This is a genomic window from Streptomyces nojiriensis, assembly GCF_017639205.1.
Lineage (GTDB): Bacteria > Actinomycetota > Actinomycetes > Streptomycetales > Streptomycetaceae > Streptomyces > Streptomyces nojiriensis.
On sequence record NZ_CP071139.1, the window covers coordinates 4,293,000 to 4,310,523 of the forward strand.

Annotated in this window: 20 protein-coding genes; 12 read left to right on the plus strand and 8 right to left on the minus strand. The window is 69.3% G+C overall.

Translation table 11 applies throughout. The features are described from left to right. Window position 1: 1 nt before the first annotated feature. Window positions 2-1,486, minus strand: a complete 1,485-nt coding sequence (locus JYK04_RS19850; RefSeq protein ID WP_189735052.1) for a hypothetical protein — start codon at window positions 1,484-1,486, stop codon at window positions 2-4. Between the two features lie 150 nt (window positions 1,487-1,636). On the opposite strand from JYK04_RS19850, the gene JYK04_RS19855 reads away from it, so the two are divergent. Beyond that, window positions 1,637-1,837: a hypothetical protein gene (locus JYK04_RS19855; RefSeq protein ID WP_189735050.1), complete on the plus strand. Its 201-nt coding sequence runs from the start codon at window positions 1,637-1,639 to the stop codon at window positions 1,835-1,837. Between the two features lie 7 nt (window positions 1,838-1,844). Here the strand turns inward: JYK04_RS19855 and JYK04_RS41290 are convergent, their stop codons facing one another. Continuing rightward, on the minus strand, window positions 1,845-2,489 hold the full coding sequence (locus tag JYK04_RS41290) for a hypothetical protein (protein ID WP_229875080.1): 645 nt from the start codon (window positions 2,487-2,489) through the stop codon (window positions 1,845-1,847). After that, window positions 2,486-2,707, minus strand: a complete 222-nt coding sequence (locus JYK04_RS19865) for a hypothetical protein (protein ID WP_189735048.1) — start codon at window positions 2,705-2,707, stop codon at window positions 2,486-2,488. The genes JYK04_RS41290 and JYK04_RS19865 overlap by 4 nt, the downstream gene beginning before the upstream one ends. Before the next feature lie 116 nt (window positions 2,708-2,823). On the opposite strand from JYK04_RS19865, the gene JYK04_RS19870 reads away from it, so the two are divergent. Beyond that, window positions 2,824-3,660 (plus strand): helix-turn-helix domain-containing protein, encoded by an 837-nt coding sequence (locus JYK04_RS19870; protein WP_189735046.1) that lies wholly within the window; start codon window positions 2,824-2,826, stop codon window positions 3,658-3,660. A 13-nt stretch (window positions 3,661-3,673) separates the two neighbouring features. Further along, window positions 3,674-3,898: a DUF397 domain-containing protein gene (locus tag JYK04_RS19875; RefSeq protein ID WP_189735642.1), complete on the plus strand. Its 225-nt coding sequence runs from the start codon at window positions 3,674-3,676 to the stop codon at window positions 3,896-3,898. Between the two features lie 4 nt (window positions 3,899-3,902). On the opposite strand, the gene JYK04_RS19880 is transcribed toward JYK04_RS19875, so the two are convergent. Continuing rightward, the gene (locus tag JYK04_RS19880) at window positions 3,903-5,084 is read right to left on the minus strand and encodes a S8 family peptidase (RefSeq protein WP_189735044.1); all 1,182 of its coding nucleotides are present in this window, start codon (window positions 5,082-5,084) and stop codon (window positions 3,903-3,905) included. Between the two features lie 365 nt (window positions 5,085-5,449). On the opposite strand from JYK04_RS19880, the gene JYK04_RS19885 reads away from it, so the two are divergent. Beyond that, window positions 5,450-5,791, plus strand: a complete 342-nt coding sequence (locus JYK04_RS19885; RefSeq protein ID WP_189735042.1) for a protease inhibitor I9 family protein — start codon at window positions 5,450-5,452, stop codon at window positions 5,789-5,791. A 22-nt stretch (window positions 5,792-5,813) separates the two neighbouring features. Here JYK04_RS19885 and JYK04_RS19890 read toward each other — a convergent pair whose 3' ends face one another. After that, window positions 5,814-7,007, minus strand: a complete 1,194-nt coding sequence (locus tag JYK04_RS19890; protein ID WP_189735040.1) for a S8 family peptidase — start codon at window positions 7,005-7,007, stop codon at window positions 5,814-5,816. Window positions 7,008-7,374: 367 nt separating this feature from the next. On the opposite strand from JYK04_RS19890, the gene JYK04_RS19895 reads away from it, so the two are divergent. Continuing rightward, entirely contained in the window at window positions 7,375-7,752 is a 378-nt protein-coding gene (locus JYK04_RS19895; RefSeq protein ID WP_189735038.1) for a protease inhibitor I9 family protein, read from the plus strand. A gap of 59 nt (window positions 7,753-7,811) precedes the next feature. Here the strand turns inward: JYK04_RS19895 and JYK04_RS19900 are convergent, their stop codons facing one another. Beyond that, the gene (locus tag JYK04_RS19900) at window positions 7,812-9,242 is read right to left on the minus strand and encodes an outer membrane protein assembly factor BamB family protein (protein WP_189735036.1); all 1,431 of its coding nucleotides are present in this window, start codon (window positions 9,240-9,242) and stop codon (window positions 7,812-7,814) included. Window positions 9,243-9,280: 38 nt separating this feature from the next. Next, on the minus strand, window positions 9,281-10,021 hold the full coding sequence (locus JYK04_RS19905) for an SDR family oxidoreductase (RefSeq protein WP_189735034.1): 741 nt from the start codon (window positions 10,019-10,021) through the stop codon (window positions 9,281-9,283). Between the two features lie 319 nt (window positions 10,022-10,340). On the opposite strand from JYK04_RS19905, the gene JYK04_RS19910 reads away from it, so the two are divergent. After that, window positions 10,341-10,940: a TetR family transcriptional regulator gene (locus tag JYK04_RS19910; RefSeq protein ID WP_189735032.1), complete on the plus strand. Its 600-nt coding sequence runs from the start codon at window positions 10,341-10,343 to the stop codon at window positions 10,938-10,940. A 125-nt stretch (window positions 10,941-11,065) separates the two neighbouring features. Here JYK04_RS19910 and JYK04_RS19915 read toward each other — a convergent pair whose 3' ends face one another. Beyond that, window positions 11,066-11,686 (minus strand): hypothetical protein, encoded by a 621-nt coding sequence (locus JYK04_RS19915; protein WP_189735030.1) that lies wholly within the window; start codon window positions 11,684-11,686, stop codon window positions 11,066-11,068. Window positions 11,687-11,900: 214 nt separating this feature from the next. Here JYK04_RS19915 and JYK04_RS19920 point away from each other — a divergent pair, with 214 nt between their 5' ends. From JYK04_RS19920 to JYK04_RS19945, 6 genes are all read left to right on the plus strand, one after another. Continuing rightward, the gene (locus tag JYK04_RS19920) at window positions 11,901-13,415 is read left to right on the plus strand and encodes a DHA2 family efflux MFS transporter permease subunit (protein WP_189735028.1); all 1,515 of its coding nucleotides are present in this window, start codon (window positions 11,901-11,903) and stop codon (window positions 13,413-13,415) included. Between the two features lie 37 nt (window positions 13,416-13,452). Beyond that, window positions 13,453-14,106: a TcmI family type II polyketide cyclase gene (locus JYK04_RS19925; protein ID WP_189735026.1), complete on the plus strand. Its 654-nt coding sequence runs from the start codon at window positions 13,453-13,455 to the stop codon at window positions 14,104-14,106. 571 nt (window positions 14,107-14,677) lie between these two features. Then, window positions 14,678-15,106, plus strand: coding sequence for a nuclear transport factor 2 family protein (locus JYK04_RS19930; protein WP_189735024.1), 429 nt, complete (start codon window positions 14,678-14,680; stop codon window positions 15,104-15,106). Window positions 15,107-15,138: 32 nt separating this feature from the next. Next, a complete protein-coding gene (locus JYK04_RS19935; RefSeq protein WP_189735022.1) occupies window positions 15,139-15,945 on the plus strand; it encodes a response regulator transcription factor in 807 nt (268 codons plus the stop codon). A 103-nt stretch (window positions 15,946-16,048) separates the two neighbouring features. Further along, window positions 16,049-17,269, plus strand: a complete 1,221-nt coding sequence (locus JYK04_RS19940) for a cytochrome P450 (protein WP_189735020.1) — start codon at window positions 16,049-16,051, stop codon at window positions 17,267-17,269. 11 nt (window positions 17,270-17,280) lie between these two features. Further along, on the plus strand, window positions 17,281-17,475 hold the full coding sequence (locus JYK04_RS19945) for a ferredoxin (protein WP_189735018.1): 195 nt from the start codon (window positions 17,281-17,283) through the stop codon (window positions 17,473-17,475). Window positions 17,476-17,524: the final 49 nt, after the last annotated feature.

Consider the following 17,524-nt stretch of genomic DNA (forward strand, 5'->3'; position numbering starts at 1 on the left):
GTCACCGGGCCTGGGGCTGGGGCCGGAGCGGGGGCAGGAACGGGGTCGGGGTCGGTGTGGGGGTCGGGGTCGGGCTCGCGGTCGAGGGCGAGGGCGGGGTCGCGCCCTTATCGGTGGTGCTGGCCTTTTCCAGGAGCTCTGCGTAGGGCGTCTCCGCCGTGGAGCCGCGCACATACGTGAGGCCGTACCGTTCAGCGGCTTCTTCGTTCCTTCTGGGGTGGAGGGGGTCGTAGGAGATCCGTGCGTTCGGTGGCGACACATCCACGATGACGTGCGGATTCCTACCGCCCAACCTCCACAGGGTGATGCGCTGTGGGCCGCGGGTCACGTTCAGGACTTCGCTGCTGTTCGAGATAGGGGTCCGGTATCTGTACTCCGCATTGGCCGGATCCCCCGGCTGGCAGTCATCCTTGAGCGTCTTCCCCGACGTCAGGGAGCGCTCGTAGTCCGCGGTCATCTTCATTCGGTCTTTCCTGATCACGTACACCTCGGTCCGGGCCCTGACCGCTTCGTACTTGTGAGGAACCGCACCGTCTATCTCAATGACCGCATCCTGGGCAACCTCTTCCCCCGGACTCAGTACGCGGCCGACCGGCGAGACGAACTCTCCATCGTAAATCAAGTCGGCTGCGGCAGGCTTGGCGTCGAACCGGCTACTCGCAGGCACGCCATGGACCCAGTAGATGCTGCCGAGGACGTAGACCGGCACCTGGCCGGCGTTCTTCACGAAAAGATGGACCGTCACATACACCCGCTGCGACCCCTTTTCCATGTTCGATTCCTTGAACTCGGCCCCACTCTGGATCAACGGCATCGTCACAAAGGGAAGATAGATCTGCGAATATGCAAGGTTGGCGGTGGCGAGAAGGGTGGAAATTATCAACCCGATCGCGACTTTCCTGGGAACGCGGAGACCCTTCCACGCCCCGCATTTGACAAGTCCGTACAGGGCCACCGAGGACCAGACAGCGAGGGCTATCCCGACCTCGGTGTAACCGGTGAACCGCTCGCCGATCTGCAGCAGGAGCAGGACGACGCTGCAGAGGAGGGAGATCGCGACTCCGACCAGAACGACCACTCCCGAGTAGCGCCATCGACGCTTGGTCCAGTAGTCGATGGCGGCCAGGGCGGCCAACGCCTCCACCACGGCCACGGCGAGGATGGTGAGTCCCGCGATCCGTCCGGCGTACGTGAGGGCATCGCCGCTGTCCGACATTCCGATCCGGAAGAGCGGACATGCCGTCGCGAGGAGGCCGACGACCATGAAGAAGCAAATGGTTCGCCGCACCCACGCCACGTCCGGCCAGACGGTGTGGTCTCCGCCGAGCCAGTGGATCTCGTGCCCCGGTTCCACACCGGCACGATCCAGGATTTTTCGGAGTTCCTTGAGGGATCCGGCCTTGCCGACCCGCCTGCCGCCCACCGAAACCGGCCGCAAGCCGAGTTCTCCAGGCGGCCCCACGGACACCTCGGGCGTGTTCGCCATAACACCAGCCTGCCGCTCGACCGCGAGCGGCGCCCCTCGAGCGCCTCCTTGTGCGCCCCTTTGTGCGCCCCCCACCAGGGTGCGCCGGACCCGCCGCAGAGGGAGGCTGGTGTTGACGTATTGGTGTTGCTCGACCCCCGGAGGAGTCCCATGCGTGCTCGAATTCTCGCGGTCACCGCCGCCCTCGTACTGGCCGCCTTCGGCGCCACGATCTCCGTTGCACAGGGCGCCGTACCGACCGTCCCCGGACCGACGTGCGAGTCCCACCAGGGAACCGTGGAGTACGACTCCGCCACTGGCATCTACAACTGCGTGGGCGGCTATTACGACGGCGAACGCATCACCAGCTGAATACGCCTCAGCCCGCGGCAGTACGCAAGAACCGCACCAGGTCGTCGACCTCGTAGCCGAGCTTCGGCCCGCGCTCGGCGGCCATCAGCAGCAGCTGGCCCACGATCTCCGCACCCCAGCCGTCCGTACCGTCCTCGGACCACTCCCACAGCTTCTCGATGCCGAGGTCTGACATGAGCAGCCCGTACTCCGTCCGGACCTCCCGGCAGGTCTCGGCGACGGCATCCAGCAGCCGCGCCCCCGGCCGTTCGCAGCGCAGCCCGAAGTACCCGCCGACGTACTCGACGACGCACCCCTGCGGCGGCCGCGCCTCGATGCGCTCGTAGCTCGGCGGCTCCCCCACCGGGCAGTGGATCAGCGTGAACCGCTGCCACCCCGGCGGCGGAGGCGGCTTGGGCCGCCATGCGGTCAGCCCGAAGGCCTCCTGCACCAGCGCGGTCGCCTCGTCCGCCGTGTCGGCCGTCCGCGCCTCCCGCCGGTCCCCGTCGTCCCCGACGGCCGTCCAGAGCCCGCCGCCCTCGTCGCTCTGCACCCGCACGGACAGTCCCATGCCGCCACGCCTCCACGCGCCACTGGCGAGGGCCGCCTCCAGCCCCCGCAGCTTCCAGCCGAGTTCGAAGGCGAAGTTCACCGCCTCCACGGACTCACTCACGCGCCCGCCGCCCGCTCGTGCAGGACGGCGGCCAGCCGCAGCGCGGTGTCCAGGTTGCAGCGGCCGAGGTCGACCAGCGGCAGGCCGTACGTACCGGCGGCCGAGACCCGGTCCACGTCCAGCGAGGGGAACAGCACACCGACCCCGGCGAGCGATTCCCGCAGCTGCTGGACGGCCTCCTCGGCCGCCCGCATGCGCTCCTGTGGGGAGAGCACCATGACATGTCACCTTTCCACTCTGAGTATCCAACTTCTTCACACAGAGTGGCGACGCGCTCACTAGCCTTTCAAGTGCGGACCCCGCAACAACCGCACATGTTGCTCAGGGAGTTGCCATGGCACGAAAGAACCTCGATCCCTCCTCCTCACCCCGCGCCCTCCTGGGCGCGGAGCTGCGCGTAGCGCGCGAACGCGCGGGCATGAGCCAGGCCGAACTCGGCGAACGGCTCTTCGTCAGCGGCACGTTCATCGGCCAGCTCGAAGCCGGCACGCGCCGGATGCACCTCGAATACGCCAAACAGATCGACGAGATCCTCGGCACGGACGGCTTCTTCGCGCGCAACTGCGTGGCAGCGGCCGAGTCGAAGTACCCGGACCACTTCGCGGAGGCGGCCGAAGCCGAGGCTCGGGCGACCGCCATCCGGGAGTACGCACCACTGACCATCCCCGGATTGCTCCAGACGGAGGCGTACGCGCGCGCTGTCTGCCGCGCATACCAGCCGACGGCACCGGAGCGGGTGATCGACGAACTGGTTACGAACCGTCTGGACCGTGCCGCACTGCTCGCCGAGCCAACAACTCCACTGTTGTGGTGCGTGTTCGGCGAGGCCGTGCTGCGGTGCGAGGTGGGAGGTCCAGGGGTGATGGCAGAGGCCTTGAAGCACATCACCGCACTGATCCGAGCACACCGGATCATCGTCCAGGTCATTCCGTTCCGAGCGGGAGCACACGCCGCCATGGGCGGCTCACTTCAGCTGTTGGCATCCGACGATGGTCCGACACTCGCCTACGTTCAAGGCAACGGAACGGGTCAGCTGTTCGACGATCCAGCCACGGTCTCTCGGCACTCCCTGACCTACGATCTCCTCACGGCCAGTGCGCTGTCGCCCGCACAATCCCTGGCCTTGATCGAGTCCGTAGTGGAGGGGTACGAACGTGAAGCAGCAGCCTGACTACGACCTGTCGATGGCCATCTGGCACAAGTCCAGTTACAGCGACGGTAGTGGAGGCAGCTGTGTGGAGATGGCCACCTGGCGGAAGTCCACTCACAGCGGCGGTGACGGCGGCAACTGCCTGGAAGTGGCCGACGGGCACCCCGGCCTCGTCCCCGTGAGGGACTCCAAGCAGCCCGAAGGCCCGCACGTGGTGTTCCACGCGCAGGCCTGGGCCCGGTTCGTCGGGTCGCTCTGAGCGATCAGAGACCGTCGGTGAACAGCAGCTTGTTCGGGCTGTCGTCGCTGAGGTTCTGGACGATGTCCTTCGTGGACACCTCGTCCAGGAAGTCCGACACCTCCGCCGGCAGCGCGTTCGGGTGCTCCGACTTGTAGAGCGCGGCCACACCGGTGACGTGCGGCGCGGCCATGGACGTACCGTCCAGGGCCACGCTGCCGCCGCCCAGACGCGCCGAGATGATGTCCTTGCCGGGGGCGTAGAGGTCCAGGCAGGTGCCCCAGTTCGAGAAGTCGGTCTCCTCGTCGAAGCGGTTCGTCGCGCCGACCGTCACCACGCGTGCGGCGGACGCGGGCGAGACCCGGCAGGCGTCGATGTTGTCGTTGCCCGCCGCGATGACCGGCAGGACGCCCCGGTCGGACACGGCGGTCACGGCGTTGTTGACCGCTTCGAGCCGGCCGCCGCCCAGCGAGGCGTTCAGGACGGCCGGCTGCCGGATGTTGTTGGCCACCCAGTCGAAGCCCGCGATGATGCCCGACCAGGAGCCGCGGTTGTCACAGCCGAGGACCCGGACGCTGACCAGGCTCACCTTGCGCGCCACGCCGAAGGTCGTCCCGCCGACCGTGCCCGCGACGTGCGTGCCGTGGCCGTTGCAGTCCCCGCCGTTGCGGCCGTCCCCGATCGCGTCGAAGCCCGGCCGCGCACGGCCGCCGAAGTCGGGGTGCCGGAAGTCGATGCCGCTGTCGACGATGTACGCCGTCACGCCCTCGCCGCTGCGGTTGGCGCTGAAGTCGTTGTCCAGCGGCAGGAACCGCTGGTCGATGCGGTCCAGGCCCCAGGAGTTGGACGGCGACTTGGTCCTGACCCCCTTCGCGGGGGTCGGCGGCGCGGTCACCGTCGCGTCCTCCGTCACGGACGTCACACCGACCGCCCCACGCACGGACTTCAGCTGCTCCGCCGTGAGGGACGCCGCGAAGCCGTTGATCGTCTTGGTGTAGGTGAACTTCGCCGCCAGGCCCAGTCGCTTCGCGAACGCCGCCGGGGCGACCTTCTTGTCGAGGGTGACGATGTAGCTGCCCGGGATGGCGTCCGCAGACGTGAGGAGCGGCGCCGGGGTCGGCTCCGGGGTGTCGGCGGAAGCCGCGCCGGCCGCGACGGGGGTCAGTGCGAGAAGGGCGGCGGCGGTCAGGGCTGCGAGCTGACGCATGAAGGGAACTCCCTGGAGTGCGTGGTACATCGGCATGGAGGAGCCGCCCCCGCGGTCTGGAGTCCTCCGCGGGTGCGGCCCCCCTTTGCATCGGGCGCCGCCTCGGCGCGCCTTGAACCATCGCCGCCACCTGGCCGATCATCCGTTCGCCGCGTCGACCTGCCGTGTCGGACACGCTGCAGAAAGGGTTAATCCCTTGTGCCGCCGGGGCTGCGGGCAGCTCCGGCTCGGGTGCGGAAACCCGTACGGGATTCACCCGTACGTCCGGCCCCCGGATCAGGGAGCGCGCGGCCGGTGCCCGCCGTGCACCCGCCACACCCGAGGGCGTCGTTGACCGGCCCTGCCGCGCGTGATGGCCTCGGGCCATGCGCATCCGTCTGAGCCGGGCCCTGCCCGTGGCCGCCGCCGTACTGGCCGCCGTCGCCGCCCGGCCCGTCGCCGCGGCCACCGCCGACGTGCCGGGACCCGTACCGCCCGCGGCCCCCACCGCTGACCACGCCACGTACATCGTCACCGTGCGGGGGGACGCCGACCCGGCGGAGGTGGCCGAGCGGGTCGGCGCCACCCCGGTCCACGTCTACCGCACCGTGCTGCACGGCTTCTCCGCCCGGCTGAGCCCCGACCAGGTCGAGGCACTGCGCGCGATGCCGGACGTCGTGACCGTCGAGGAGGACAGCGGAGCCACCGGCTTCGGCACCGCCTTCTGAGGCCCGGGCTCCGGGTCCGGGATCAGAGACCGCCGGTGTACAGCAGCTTGTTCGGGGAGGACGTGCTGACGCCGGTCAGCACGTCCTTGGTGGACTCCTCCTCGAGGAACGCGGCGATCTCGGCGGGCTCGGCCGCCGGGTGCGCCTGCTTGTAGAGGACGGCGACACCGGCGGCGTGCGGCGCGGCCATGGACGTGCCGCTCAGGGCCACGCTGCCGCCGCCGAGCTGGGCGGAGACGATGCCCTCGCCCGGTGCGTACACGGAGACGCACGCACCCCAGTTGGAGAAGGAGGTCTCCTCGTCATACTGGTTGCTCGCCGCGACCGTGAACACCTTCTCGCCGGATGCCGGCGAGACGGAGCACGCGTCCTTCGCGGAGTTGCCCGCCGCGACGACCGGCAGTACGCCCGCGTCGGTGACCGCGTTCGCGGCGCTGTTGACCGCGTCCGACCGCTCCCCGCCCAGGGAGGCGTTCAGCACCGCCGGCTGCTTGGCGTTCTTCGCCACCCAGTCCAGGCCCGCGATGATCCCCGACCACGTGCCCGTGCCGTCGCAGCCCAGGACGCGCACGCTGACCAGGCTCGCCTCCTTCGCGACCCCGTACGTCCGGCCCGCGACCGTGCCCGCGACGTGCGTGCCGTGGCCCTGGCAGTCCTGGCCGTCGCGGCCGTCGTCGACGGCGTCGAAGCCGAAGGCGGCACGGGTGGCGTCGGGCCCGCCGAACTCGGTGTGCCCGTAGTCGATGCCGGTGTCGAGGATGTACGCGGTCACCCCGGCGCCGTTGCCCTCGGCGGTGAAGCTGTCGTCCAGCGGCAGGTTCTTCTGGTCGATACGGTCCTGGCCCCACGAGTTGGACGGAGCCCGGGTGCCGGGGGCGGTGCTGGGCCTCGGCACGGACTGCACCGTCGCGTCCTCCTCGACCGACTTCACCCCCGGGCTGTTGCGGACGATCGTCAGCTGGGGCGGGGTCATCGGGACCGCGAAGCCGTTGATCGCCGAGGTGTAGACGAACGAGGGCTTCAGGCCCAGCTCCTGCGCGGCCTCGGCCGCGTCCACCCCCTTCTCCAGCGTCACGATGTACTTGCCGGGCACCGGGTTGGCGGCGGTCTTCAGCGGTGCCGGGGTCGGCTCCGGGGCCGCGGCCGAGGCCGTACCGGCCGCGACCGGGGGGACGGTGAGGAGGGCCGCGGCGGCCAGGCGTGCGAGCAGACGCATGGAAGGAACTCCCTGACGGGGTCGGAAGACGGCATGGGTCGAGCCGCCCTCGCGGCACCGGGTGCTCCTGCGGGGGCGGCCCTCGGCTCCATCGCTGCCACCTGTGTGCGGCTTGAACCCAACAACTCACCTGGTTGCCCGTGCGGCGCCCGCGTCGACGCGCCCGGTCGCGCGCGATGCAGAAAGGATTGTTCCGCTGTGCCGTACCGGTCGTGCCCGGTTCCGCACGGCCGTCGGCCCGCTCCGAAAGATCACCCGTTCGGCCCGCCCCCACATCAGGGGGCGCATGGCCGGTGCGCCGCTGCGTGCTCCCGCCACACCCGCGGGCGTCGTTGACCGGCCCCGCCGCCCGTGATGGCCTCGGGGCATGCGCATCCGCTTGAAGCGAGCCCTGCCCGTGGCCGTCGCCGTACTGGCCGCCGTCGCCGCCCTGCCCGTCGGCGCGGCCACCGCCGGCGCGGCGGAACCCGTACCGCACACGGCTCCCGCCGCCGACCACGCCACGTACATCGTCACCGTGCGGGAGGACAGCGACCCGGTCGAGGTGGCGGACCGGGTCGGTGCCACCCCGGTGCACGTCTACCGCAATGTCCTGCACGGCTTCTCCGCCCGGCTGAGCCCCGACCAGGTCGAGGCCCTCCAGGAGATGCCGGACGTCGAGACCGTCGAGGAGGACGGCCGGGCCACCGGCGACGACGCCTTCGGCCACGTCCGGTACTGGAGTTGGGGGCCCTCGGGCGTGTGACCGAGGGGCGGATCACGCCCTCGCCGGCACCGACACCTCCCGCGGCGCCGCCGGCACCGTCACCAGCCGAAGACCGGGTCGATGTCGAAGGTCGGCGGCAGCAGGCCCTTGCGGTCCAGGTTGACGAAGACGTACGAGCCGGGCGGGCCGGGGTAGAACGCGAACCGCTCGCCCAGCGGCAGGTCGCGCAGGACCGTGGGCCGCGCCCGGCGCCCGCCGTCGGCCAGGCCGTGGTGGGTGAGGTACGTCCACCAGCGGCCGGAGGTCACCACGCCGACCTCGCCCGGGCCGGTCGGGGCCAGCCCGCGGACCTCCTCGTCGCCGACGCCCGCGTGCCACAGGCGTCGGCCGTCGGTGAGGGAGTAGGCGGACACGCCGTTGCGCTTCCCCTGCTTCACGGCGGTCACCAGCGTGTCGCCGGTCAGCACCGGGGCCGGCTCGGACAGCAGGTCCCCGGCCGGGCCCGAAGCCGGTACGGAGCCGCGCGCCCGGCCCTCGGCGTCGAACAGCAGCACCGCGTCCGTGCCGTGCTCGGCCGTCTCCGTGACCCGTACGACCGGCGGGACGGCGGACAGCACCCGCACCTCGCGCAACCGGCTCGCCGTCGGCAGCGCGGTCTGCCAGGCGCGGAATCCCGTACGTGCGTCGACGGCCGTCATCCGGGCGGCGTCGCCGCACTCCTCGACGTACAGGGCGCGCTGCTCCGAGCCGTCGACGGCCTTCACCGTGCAGTCGGCCGGGACCGGGACCCGCCAGAGCTCCCGGCCGCCGTCGAGGTCGAGACCGGTCACCGTGTCCCGGTCCGCCACGACGGCGCTCGCGCCCGCCGCGGCCACCAGGGCCCGGCCGGTGTCCCGGGTCCAGCGGACCCGGCCGTCGGTCAGGTCCACGGCGACGACCTGCGAGCCGCACGTCCCCACGCTCTCCCCGTACGCGAGGAGGCCGGTGCCCGACGGGGTCGTCCGGCTGAGCGCGCACAGCGGCGTACGCTCCGGGGCGGGCAGCCGCCAGCCCTTGCGGCCCTCCCCGTTGTAGGCGACGAGGCCGTCGGTGCGGGCCCGTACGAGCGTTCCGAACGTGGGCGCCCAGACGCCGACCGGGGCCGCCGCCGGATGCACCGGCTCCTGCCACCCGGACAGTTCGAGCTGCGGGCCGCGGATCCACTCGAAGCCCAGCCAGCCGGGCCCCAGCGCGGCCAGTGCCACGCAGCCGGCGATCACCCGGACGTGCACCGGGGCGCGGCCGTGGCCACGCTTCCTCGGCGTACGCCACAGCAGCCACGCGGCGGCGGCGCACAGCGGGGCGAGGAGGGCGAGGGTGCCGGTGCCGCGCGGGCAGCTGTCGATCCCGCACATGCGGCCGGGGGCGTCGGTGAACACCAGCTTCGCCAGGAGGACCAGGTACAGGGCCGCCACCGCCGCGCACGCGGCGGCGGCGGTGAACGCGAGGTACCCCAAGAGCCGTGCGGGCCGCGGTCGTTCCATGTCCATGATCCCCTCCCGACCGCAGCCTAACCGGGGCCCGGAACTCAGAGCGCGGAGCCTCCGGTGGCGTCGACCACGCGCCCGGTCACCCAGCGCGCGGCGTCGGAGGCGAGGAAGCCGACGACGTCCGCGATGTCGTCGGGTCGGCCGACCCGGCCGAGCGCGGAGAGGGAGGCGGCGTGCGCCTCGGCCTCGGCGTTGCCGCGCAGCCAGCCGGCGTTGACGTCGGTGTCGACGATGCCGGGGGCGACCGAGTTCACGGTGATCCCGCGCGCGCCGAGGGCCTTGGCGAGGTTCAGGGTCAGGGTGTCGAGCGCCCCCTTGGTGGCTCCGTAGGCGAGGATCTCGGGCATCGCGATGCGGGCGGCACCGCTGGAGACGTTGATGATCCGGCCCCCGTCGCGCAGCCGCCCGAGGGCCTCCTGGACGACGAAGAACGGCGCCCGGACGTTCACCGCGAAGACCCGGTCGAAGTCCTGCTCGGTGATCTCGCCCAGTGGAATGGGCAGTCCGATGCCCGCGTTGTTGACGATGATGTCGACCCCGTCCAGCCCCAGCTCGTCGTACGCCGCCCAGAGCGCGGCGGCGGAGCCGGGGCTGCCGAGCTCCGCCTGGAGGGCGAAGGCCCGGCCGCCGTCCTCGGTGATCCGCTCGACGGTCTCGCGGGCCGCCGCCGCGTCGCTCGCGTACGTGAGCACGACCGTGACGCCGTCGGCGGCGAGGCGCTCGGCGACGGCCCGTCCGATGCCCCTGCTGCCGCCCGTGACCAGCGCGTTCTTGCTCATGGTGCATCCCCCTCATTTCCTTAATGATCACTACGGAATGAACGTAGCACGACTTTCGTAGCGATCGCTACAGAAAACTGGGCGTGCGCCGCCGCGCGTCGGCCGTCGCCTACGGACCGAGGCCCACGCTGTAAGCTCGCCCCCGGAAAGGTGACCTGATTTCGGCACCCGGATACAATCTCTGCACTCGCTCCCTTGCAAGCCTGCGGCAGCTTTCCGCCGCCAGGGCGTCAATTCGCCCAATTCCGCTCAAGCGGCAGGGCCATGCAGGGGCGATGGACAACGATCCAATACGTCCCTAGTGCAAGGGGTTGCCGGAGTGGCGGGACTGCGAGAACGGAAGAAGGCGCAGACGCGAAAGCGCCTGGCGGACGCCGCGTTCACCCTGTTCCGCGAGCGCGGGTTCGAGAATGTGACCGTCGCGGAGATTTCCGACGCCGCGGAAGTCGCCGTGAGCACACTGTTCGCCTATTTCCCCTGCAAGGAAGCACTGGTCTTCGACGCCGAAGACGAGTACGACCGCGCATTGACGGCCGCGGTCCGCGACCGCGACGCCGGCGTCTCGATCCTGGACGCGCTCGAAGCGCACCTGGCGCCGGTGGCGCAGCCCGCGCCGGGCGGCCCGTCCGGCGAAGACTTCGTCGAACTCGTCAAATCCACACCGGCGCTGCTGGATTACGCCGGCCGGGTGCGGCACCGCTGGGAGGCCAGCCTCGCCGCCACCCTCGCGCAGGAGGCCGGGGTCCCGGAGGGCGACCTGCTCGCGACGGCCCTCGCCCGCTTCATGCTGGACGCCATCTTCCTCGTCACGTACGGCGATCACTCCCCGGAGGATCTGAAGTCCGTGTTCGAGCGACTGCGGTACGGCTGGGCGGACTTCGGCACCGCGGCCGCCCGGAAGCCCGACGCCGCGGAGTAGAACCGCGCGCTCGGCGGCCGGCGGCTCCGGCCGATACGGGCCGCGCAGTCGACCGCTCCACGATTCCCCGCGCCCCCGACAGGGCCAGGCACCGAGCGGTCCCGTCGGGCGTTCGAGCGCGGGGATCACATACGGGAATGACCTACGGAGTCGGCCTCGATCCGCACCGGCATCGACGCCTCGTGCGCACGGGGGACAGCGGGCAGGCGACTCAGCAGGCGCCGCAGCTCCCGGCTCGCCGGCACGTCGTCCGCGAGGCCACCGCCCTGGCGCGTGACGCCCGGGCGCAGCGGCTCCGTACGGCAGGTGCTCCGGTCACCCCCGTGGACAAGGGCGAGATCCCGCTCCCATTCACCCAGGGCGTGCACTCCGGCGGCGTCCAGGTGGAAGACGATCCGTCCATGCCCGTCCCGCGTCCGCAGTTCGAGGCGGTCCGGCCGGCCGCGCACGCCGGCGCATCGTTCTTCGGGCCCCAAGTCGGCGGCGGAGAGCCGGTGGACGAGGTACCCGAGAAGCGACGGGTCGGCGTCCAGATGAAGACAGCACGGTCCGGTCGCGGCCGCGCGTAAGCCGAAGGCGCCGACGCCCGGCGACCCGACGTCCGTCGCGTACTCGATCAGCGCCGCCAACACGTGGCGATCGAGGCGCAGTTGCCCCGCGCAGACCGCCGCGACGGCTCGGCAGCCCTGCCCCCGGGCGGCGCGGTACGCCGTGACCACCCGCCATTCGAACGGCGTGAGCCTCATGGCGCCGGCTCCCCGCGGCACTTCAAGGCGGCCAACGGCTCGAGCGGTACGTCCATCGGCCCCTCCTCGGCCAGCACCCCCGTCCGGATCGGACCGGGAGAGGCCAACCCTGCCCCGAACCGTGCCCGGAAGGCAAGTGAATCTGTATTGACATGCACTCCAAATTCAGATCTACTCTGAACTCGTAGTGACTTCGCCAATTTGAGGAGGACTCATGAAAGTGACGGCTACGCACCGCTGGCTGGCCCTCGGTGCACTCGCTCTTGCGATGCTGACCGTCGGGCTCGACATGACGGTGCTGAACATCGCCCTGCCGACGCTCGCCCGCGACATGCACGCCGGCACCGCGGCCCTGCAGTGGTTCAGTACCGCCTACACCCTGACGCTGGCGGGCGTGATGCTGCCCGCCGGTGCGCTCGGCGACCGGTTAGGCCGGAAGAAGGTCGTGTTCGGCGCCCTGACGCTGTTCGGCGCGGCCTCGGTCTGGTGCGCGCTCGCCTCGTCGTCCGCCGAGCTGATCTCGGCCCGCGTACTTCTCGGTGTCGCGGCGGCTGCGCTGATGTCCCTGTCGATGGGAATGATCCCGGTCCTGTTCCCCGACCCGGCGGAACGCGGCCGGGCCACCACCGTGTGGATCACTGCGGTGACGCTCGGAATGCCGCTCGGCCCCATCGTCGGCGGCCTGCTGCTCAACCACTTCTGGTGGGGCTCGGTGTTCTTGGTGAACATCCCGACCGTCATCATCGGCGCGATCGCGGTGGGCCTGTGGATGCCGGAATCCCGCAGCCGGGTCCGCCGGCCCATCGACCCGGTCAGCGTGGTGCTCTCGGGGGCCGGACTGGTCGGCCTCACCTACGGTCTGATCCGATTCGGCGACGAGGGCTGGGGCGACGGCACGGCCTGGGGAACCTTCGCGGCGGGCCTCGCCCTGATCGCGGGCTTCGTCGCCTGGGAGCGCACCCGGGAACACGCCCTCGCGGACCTCAGCCTCTTCGGCGACCGCGGGTTCAGCATGGGCACCATCTACCAGCTGATCAACGCCTTCGCGATGTTCGGCCTGTTCTTCACCATCCCGCTGTACTTCCAGTCGGTACTCGGCGTCGACTCGCTGGGCAGCGGCCTGCGCATGCTCCCGATGATCGGCGGCCTGCTGGTGGCCTCGAACTTCCTGGAGGGCCTGCGCGACAAGATCGGCCTCAAGGCGACCCTGATGATCGGCTTCGGCGTTCTCGCGGTCGGGATGGGACTCGGCTCGACGACCGACATCGGCACCTCGTACGGGTTCGTCGCCACCTGGATGGCCATTGTCGGCCTCGGTATCGGCCTGGTACTGCCCACCTCCATGGCACTGGCCGTGGGCGCGCTCACACCCGAGCGGGCGGGCGCCGGTTCGGCCCTGCTGTCGGCCCTGCGCCAGGCGGCCGGCACCACCGGTGTCGCGGTGCTCGGCACGGTGCTGTCCACCCGGTACCACTCCGAGCTCGGCCCGCTCAACCACAAGCCGATCTCCGAGGGCGTCGGCTCCGGTGTGGCCGTTGCCGATTCGCTCGGCGACCAGGCGATGCTCCACGGCGTCCAGACGGCCTTCATGAGCGGCATGAGCCTGCTCCTGAGCGTCTGCGCCGGAATCGCGGTCGTCGGCCTCGTCCTCGCGGCGGTCACCACCAAGAACCGCACCGCCGAAGCCGGGGCGCAGCTGCCCGAGGTGGAAACCGCGCCGATCGCGTAACCGAAGTCCGATAATCTCCCACCAGGAAGTGATGAACATGCGCACCATGGTCACCGTCGCGAAGATGGACCAGAATTCCATTCCCGAGGTTTCGAAGCTGTTCGCCGAATTCGACAGCACCGAAATCCCGAACATGATCGGATTGCGCCGCCGCCAGCTCTTCATCCACGACGGCATTCAGATCCACCTGTACGATTTCGCCGAAAAGTCCGACCAGGCCGCGCTGGAAAAGGTCAAGACCGATCCGCGAATGGGTCGACTGGCGATCGACATGAAGGCGTTCGTCACGCCGTACGAACCCGAGACATGGAACTCCCCGGCCGATTCCACGGCTTTCTGCTTCCACGACTGGGAGGGCGAGCCGATCGAGAATCCGGGTCCGACGGGCACCGTCGTCACCATCACGCGGATGGACCAGGCAGTGATTCCCGCCGTCACGAGCATCTTCCGGGAGTTCGAATCCGCCGAATCCTCCCGACCGACGGGAATCCGCCGGCGCCAGCTGTTCGCCTTCAAGGATCTGTGCATCCACATCCAGGAATACACCGGCAGCAATGGTGCGGATATCGCGCAGCAGGTCGCGTCGGACATCTGGTCCGGCAAGGTGGTCCGGGACCTGCCGGAGCTCGCCCCCGAACAGCCCGCGGCGAACGGCCCCGCGAGCCGCTTCTACGGCTGGGAGGCGTCATGACCCGATGAGTCGCCGGCAGCAACGGATCGCGGCGCAGCCGGGCAGGCGTGAAGCCTCTGGTACAGGAACTGGTCCCCCGAGACCAGGTCCGCTTACCAGAGGCTTCACGCCTGTCTGTACCACTTCAAGACGGGTCGCCCGCAATATGCATTCACGCAACGTCACTCGACGATTACCTTTGGCAATAGGTCGACCAAAACCTGATGCGAGGAGGATTGCCTAGCAACTATGATTACGTTGTGACTTCGACTCGTGTACGCTCGACGCGACAGGAATCAGACACGGGATGCGCCCCTCGGCCCCGACACGAAGGCCGGCATGGTCGCGCTGGGCGTGCAGGGCGTCGGCCGCCGTCGGCCATGGCGGCCGACCGGTGCGCGGTCGGAAAGTCGCCGCGCCGAGGCATACGCCGATGTTCAGGAGTTCACCAAAAACCGGGGGTAACTCTTGCAGTTTCGTGCAGCTGCAGGTAATTCGGCGGGTTGAAACGGCGCGACCGGCCCGCGGTGACACCCATCACATGAGTCCCGTTATGGTTGCGTAACCACTAGAGAGGCTACATGATCGTCCAATGAAAACAAGCCACTTAGACGCCGAGATAAGTTCACTTCTTGACCGATACGTTCTCGGGCTCGACTACGACAAACTTGACGACGAGTGGGCGTCCGGCCTCTTCTCGGAAGATGTACTCATCGAGTTCCCCGTCAGTCGGCACGCGGGAATCGACGGCCTCGTCGAATACCACCAGAAGGCGCTGGCGATGTGGGACGGAACCCATCATCAGAATACGCCGGCGATCGTGAGCATCACTGCCGATCGCGCGACGCTTCGCGCCAACATGACGTCGGTTCATATGCACCACCAGCGGGAGGGCGAGGCGCTGCCGCATTACGTGTCCGGCACCTACATCACGGGCGACGCGGTGTACACCGAACACGGCTGGCGCCTTTCACGCCTTTCGTTCGAGCTGATCTGGAAGACCGGTAACCCGCCGAACTGAGCGGGGAACTGAGAACGGGGGATAACAGCACAATGAAAGCGACTGCTCAAGAAGAGTTACTCGAAACCCACAACGGCGAGCACCGCGCGACGGTCCGATCGATCTTCGGCAGCCAGCGCGGCGCCGCGGCACCACCGCCACCGCCGCCCCGGAACGTCTCGGACACCTGGCGGGTCCTCGTCGCCGAGAGCAACAAGACCGATCGCGCGACCCTTACCGAAGCCCTCGCGCGGCACGGCCACGATGTCACTGCCGTCAACTCGGGCGGGGACGCACTGGCGTCGTTCGAGACCGCGGACCTCGTCCTCCTGGACCTCGACCTCCCGGATCTGGACGGCCTCGAGGTGTGCCGCGAGATCCGGGCGGCCCGCGACATCCCGGTCATCGCCGTCACCTCGCAAGGGTCCGAGCTCGACTGCGTACTCGCGCTGCAGGCCGGAGCGGACGACTACGTCATCAAACCCTATGGGCTCCGGGAACTCATGGCCCGTCTGAATGCGGTGATGCGGCGTTCGCGCCAGACCACGCACACCGATGCCTGCGCCGACGGCGCGGCCGTGCTCGAGCACGGCCCGCTCCGGATCGACAGCGACTCGCGTGAGGTCGAGATGTGCGGCCAACCGGTTCCGGTGACGCGCAAAGAGTTCGATCTGCTCGCCTTGCTGGCCAGCACACCGGGACGGGTGATCTCGCGGGAATCCATCATGCACAAGGTCTGGGGCGAGTCCTGGTCACGCCGCACCGTCGACACCCACGTCAGCAGCCTCCGGAGCAAGCTGGGCGGGCCGGACTGGATCATTACCGTTCGTGGGGTGGGCTTCAAACTCCGCAGCTTGTGATGACAATTCACGTGCGGCGAATTGACATTCACTGAACCTGGCCGTGTAGATGCCCGGGCTATCGTGAGTTCGCAGAAAGAGCAAACTCCGACCAAGGGGTCTCATGGCGAACGCCGATATAGACGAAACCAACGAACTCGTCTCTTTCCCGATTCAGCGCACATGCCCTTTCGCCATTCCGCCGGTCTACACTAAGTTCCGGGAGGAATCACCGATCAGTCAGGTGGTCCTCCCGGACGGCGGAAAGGCCTGGCTCGTCACCAAATACGACGACGTGCGGGCCGTGATGGCCAATCCCAAGCTCAGTTCGGACCGTCGGGCACCGGATTTTCCGGTCGTGGTGCCCGGTCAGAATGCGGCACTGGCCAAGCACGCCCCTTTCATGATCATTCTCGACGGCGCGGAGCACGCGGCGGCGCGGCGGCCCGTCATCAGTGAATTCTCGGTGCGGCGGGTCGCCGCGATGAAACCGCGGATCCAGGAGATCGTCGACGGATACATCGACGAGATGCTGAAGCTGCCGAAGCCCGTCGACCTGAATCAGGTCTTCTCCCTGCCGGTCCCGTCGCTGGTGGTCTCCGAGATCCTCGGCATGCCCTATGAGGGCCACGAGTACTTCATGGAGCTCGCCGAGATCCTGCTTCGGCGCACGACCGACGAACAGGGCCGCATCGCCGTCTCGGTCGAACTCCGCAAGTACATGGACAAGCTGGTCGAGGAGAAGATCAACAATCCGGGCGACGACCTGCTGAGCCGGCAGATCGAACTGCAGCGGCAGGAGGGCGGTATCGACCGCCCTGCGCTTGCCAGCCTGTGCCTGCTGGTGCTGCTGGCAGGGCACGAGACCACGGCGAACATGATCAATCTCGGTGTGTTCTCGATGCTGACGAAGCCGGAACTGCTCGCGGAGATCAAGGCGGATCCCTCGAAGACCCCGAAGGCCGTCGACGAGCTGCTGCGGTTCTACACGATTCCGGACTTCGGCGCGCACCGGCTGGCGCTGGACGACGTCGAAATCGGCGGCTTCCTCATCCGCAAGGGCGAGGCCGTCATCGCCTCCACCTTCGCGGCGAACCGCGATCCCGCGGTGTTCGATGATCCGGAGGAGCTCGACTTCGGCAGGGACGCACGGCACCACGTGGCCTTCGGCTACGGGCCGCACCAGTGTCTGGGACAGAACCTCGGCCGCCTGGAGCTTCAGGTCGTGTTCGACACGCTCTTCCGGAGACTGCCGGACCTCCGCCTGGCCGTGCCGGAAGAGGAACTGTCGTTCAAGAGCGACGCGTTGGTCTACGGCCTCTACGAGCTGCCCGTGACCTGGTGAAAGGGGCGACCATGAAACTCGAGAAGAATCACGACCGATGCATCGGCGCAGGTCAGTGCGTGCTGACCGAGCCGAGGATCTTCGACCAGGACGACCGGGGCCTGGTGAGCGTCCTGGTCGAGCGGCCGCAGGGCGCCGACGTGGCCGCCGCCCGCAAAGCGGTCTACATCTGCCCGGCGAAGGCGCTGTCCCTCGTGGAGGAGTGATCCGATACGAAGCCGCGCCGGGGCCTTCCCCTGAGGGGAAGGCCCCGGC

What these genes read in the sequence shown, in the direction of transcription:
- JYK04_RS19890 (WP_189735040.1), bottom strand. Translation starts at nt 7,007, where the DNA reads ATGCGTCTGCTCGCACGCCTGGCCGCCGCGGCCCTCCTCACCGTCCCC.
- JYK04_RS19925 (WP_189735026.1), top strand. Translation starts at nt 13,453, where the DNA reads ATGCGCACCATGGTCACCGTCGCGAAGATGGACCAGAATTCCATTCCC.
- JYK04_RS19855 (WP_189735050.1), top strand. Translation starts at nt 1,637, where the DNA reads ATGCGTGCTCGAATTCTCGCGGTCACCGCCGCCCTCGTACTGGCCGCC.
- JYK04_RS19940 (WP_189735020.1), top strand. Translation starts at nt 16,049, where the DNA reads ATGGCGAACGCCGATATAGACGAAACCAACGAACTCGTCTCTTTCCCG.
- JYK04_RS19880 (WP_189735044.1), bottom strand. Translation starts at nt 5,084, where the DNA reads ATGCGTCAGCTCGCAGCCCTGACCGCCGCCGCCCTTCTCGCACTGACC.
- JYK04_RS19900 (WP_189735036.1), bottom strand. Translation starts at nt 9,242, where the DNA reads ATGGACATGGAACGACCGCGGCCCGCACGGCTCTTGGGGTACCTCGCG.
- JYK04_RS19915 (WP_189735030.1), bottom strand. Translation starts at nt 11,686, where the DNA reads ATGAGGCTCACGCCGTTCGAATGGCGGGTGGTCACGGCGTACCGCGCC.
- JYK04_RS19945 (WP_189735018.1), top strand. Translation starts at nt 17,281, where the DNA reads ATGAAACTCGAGAAGAATCACGACCGATGCATCGGCGCAGGTCAGTGC.
- JYK04_RS19865 (WP_189735048.1), bottom strand. Translation starts at nt 2,707, where the DNA reads ATGGTGCTCTCCCCACAGGAGCGCATGCGGGCGGCCGAGGAGGCCGTC.
- JYK04_RS19875 (WP_189735642.1), top strand. Translation starts at nt 3,674, where the DNA reads ATGGCCATCTGGCACAAGTCCAGTTACAGCGACGGTAGTGGAGGCAGC.
- JYK04_RS19905 (WP_189735034.1), bottom strand. Translation starts at nt 10,021, where the DNA reads ATGAGCAAGAACGCGCTGGTCACGGGCGGCAGCAGGGGCATCGGACGG.
- JYK04_RS19930 (WP_189735024.1), top strand. Translation starts at nt 14,678, where the DNA reads ATGAAAACAAGCCACTTAGACGCCGAGATAAGTTCACTTCTTGACCGA.
- JYK04_RS19920 (WP_189735028.1), top strand. Translation starts at nt 11,901, where the DNA reads ATGAAAGTGACGGCTACGCACCGCTGGCTGGCCCTCGGTGCACTCGCT.
- JYK04_RS19935 (WP_189735022.1), top strand. Translation starts at nt 15,139, where the DNA reads ATGAAAGCGACTGCTCAAGAAGAGTTACTCGAAACCCACAACGGCGAG.
- JYK04_RS19850 (WP_189735052.1), bottom strand. Translation starts at nt 1,486, where the DNA reads ATGGCGAACACGCCCGAGGTGTCCGTGGGGCCGCCTGGAGAACTCGGC.
- JYK04_RS19870 (WP_189735046.1), top strand. Translation starts at nt 2,824, where the DNA reads ATGGCACGAAAGAACCTCGATCCCTCCTCCTCACCCCGCGCCCTCCTG.
- JYK04_RS19885 (WP_189735042.1), top strand. Translation starts at nt 5,450, where the DNA reads ATGCGCATCCGTCTGAGCCGGGCCCTGCCCGTGGCCGCCGCCGTACTG.
- JYK04_RS19895 (WP_189735038.1), top strand. Translation starts at nt 7,375, where the DNA reads ATGCGCATCCGCTTGAAGCGAGCCCTGCCCGTGGCCGTCGCCGTACTG.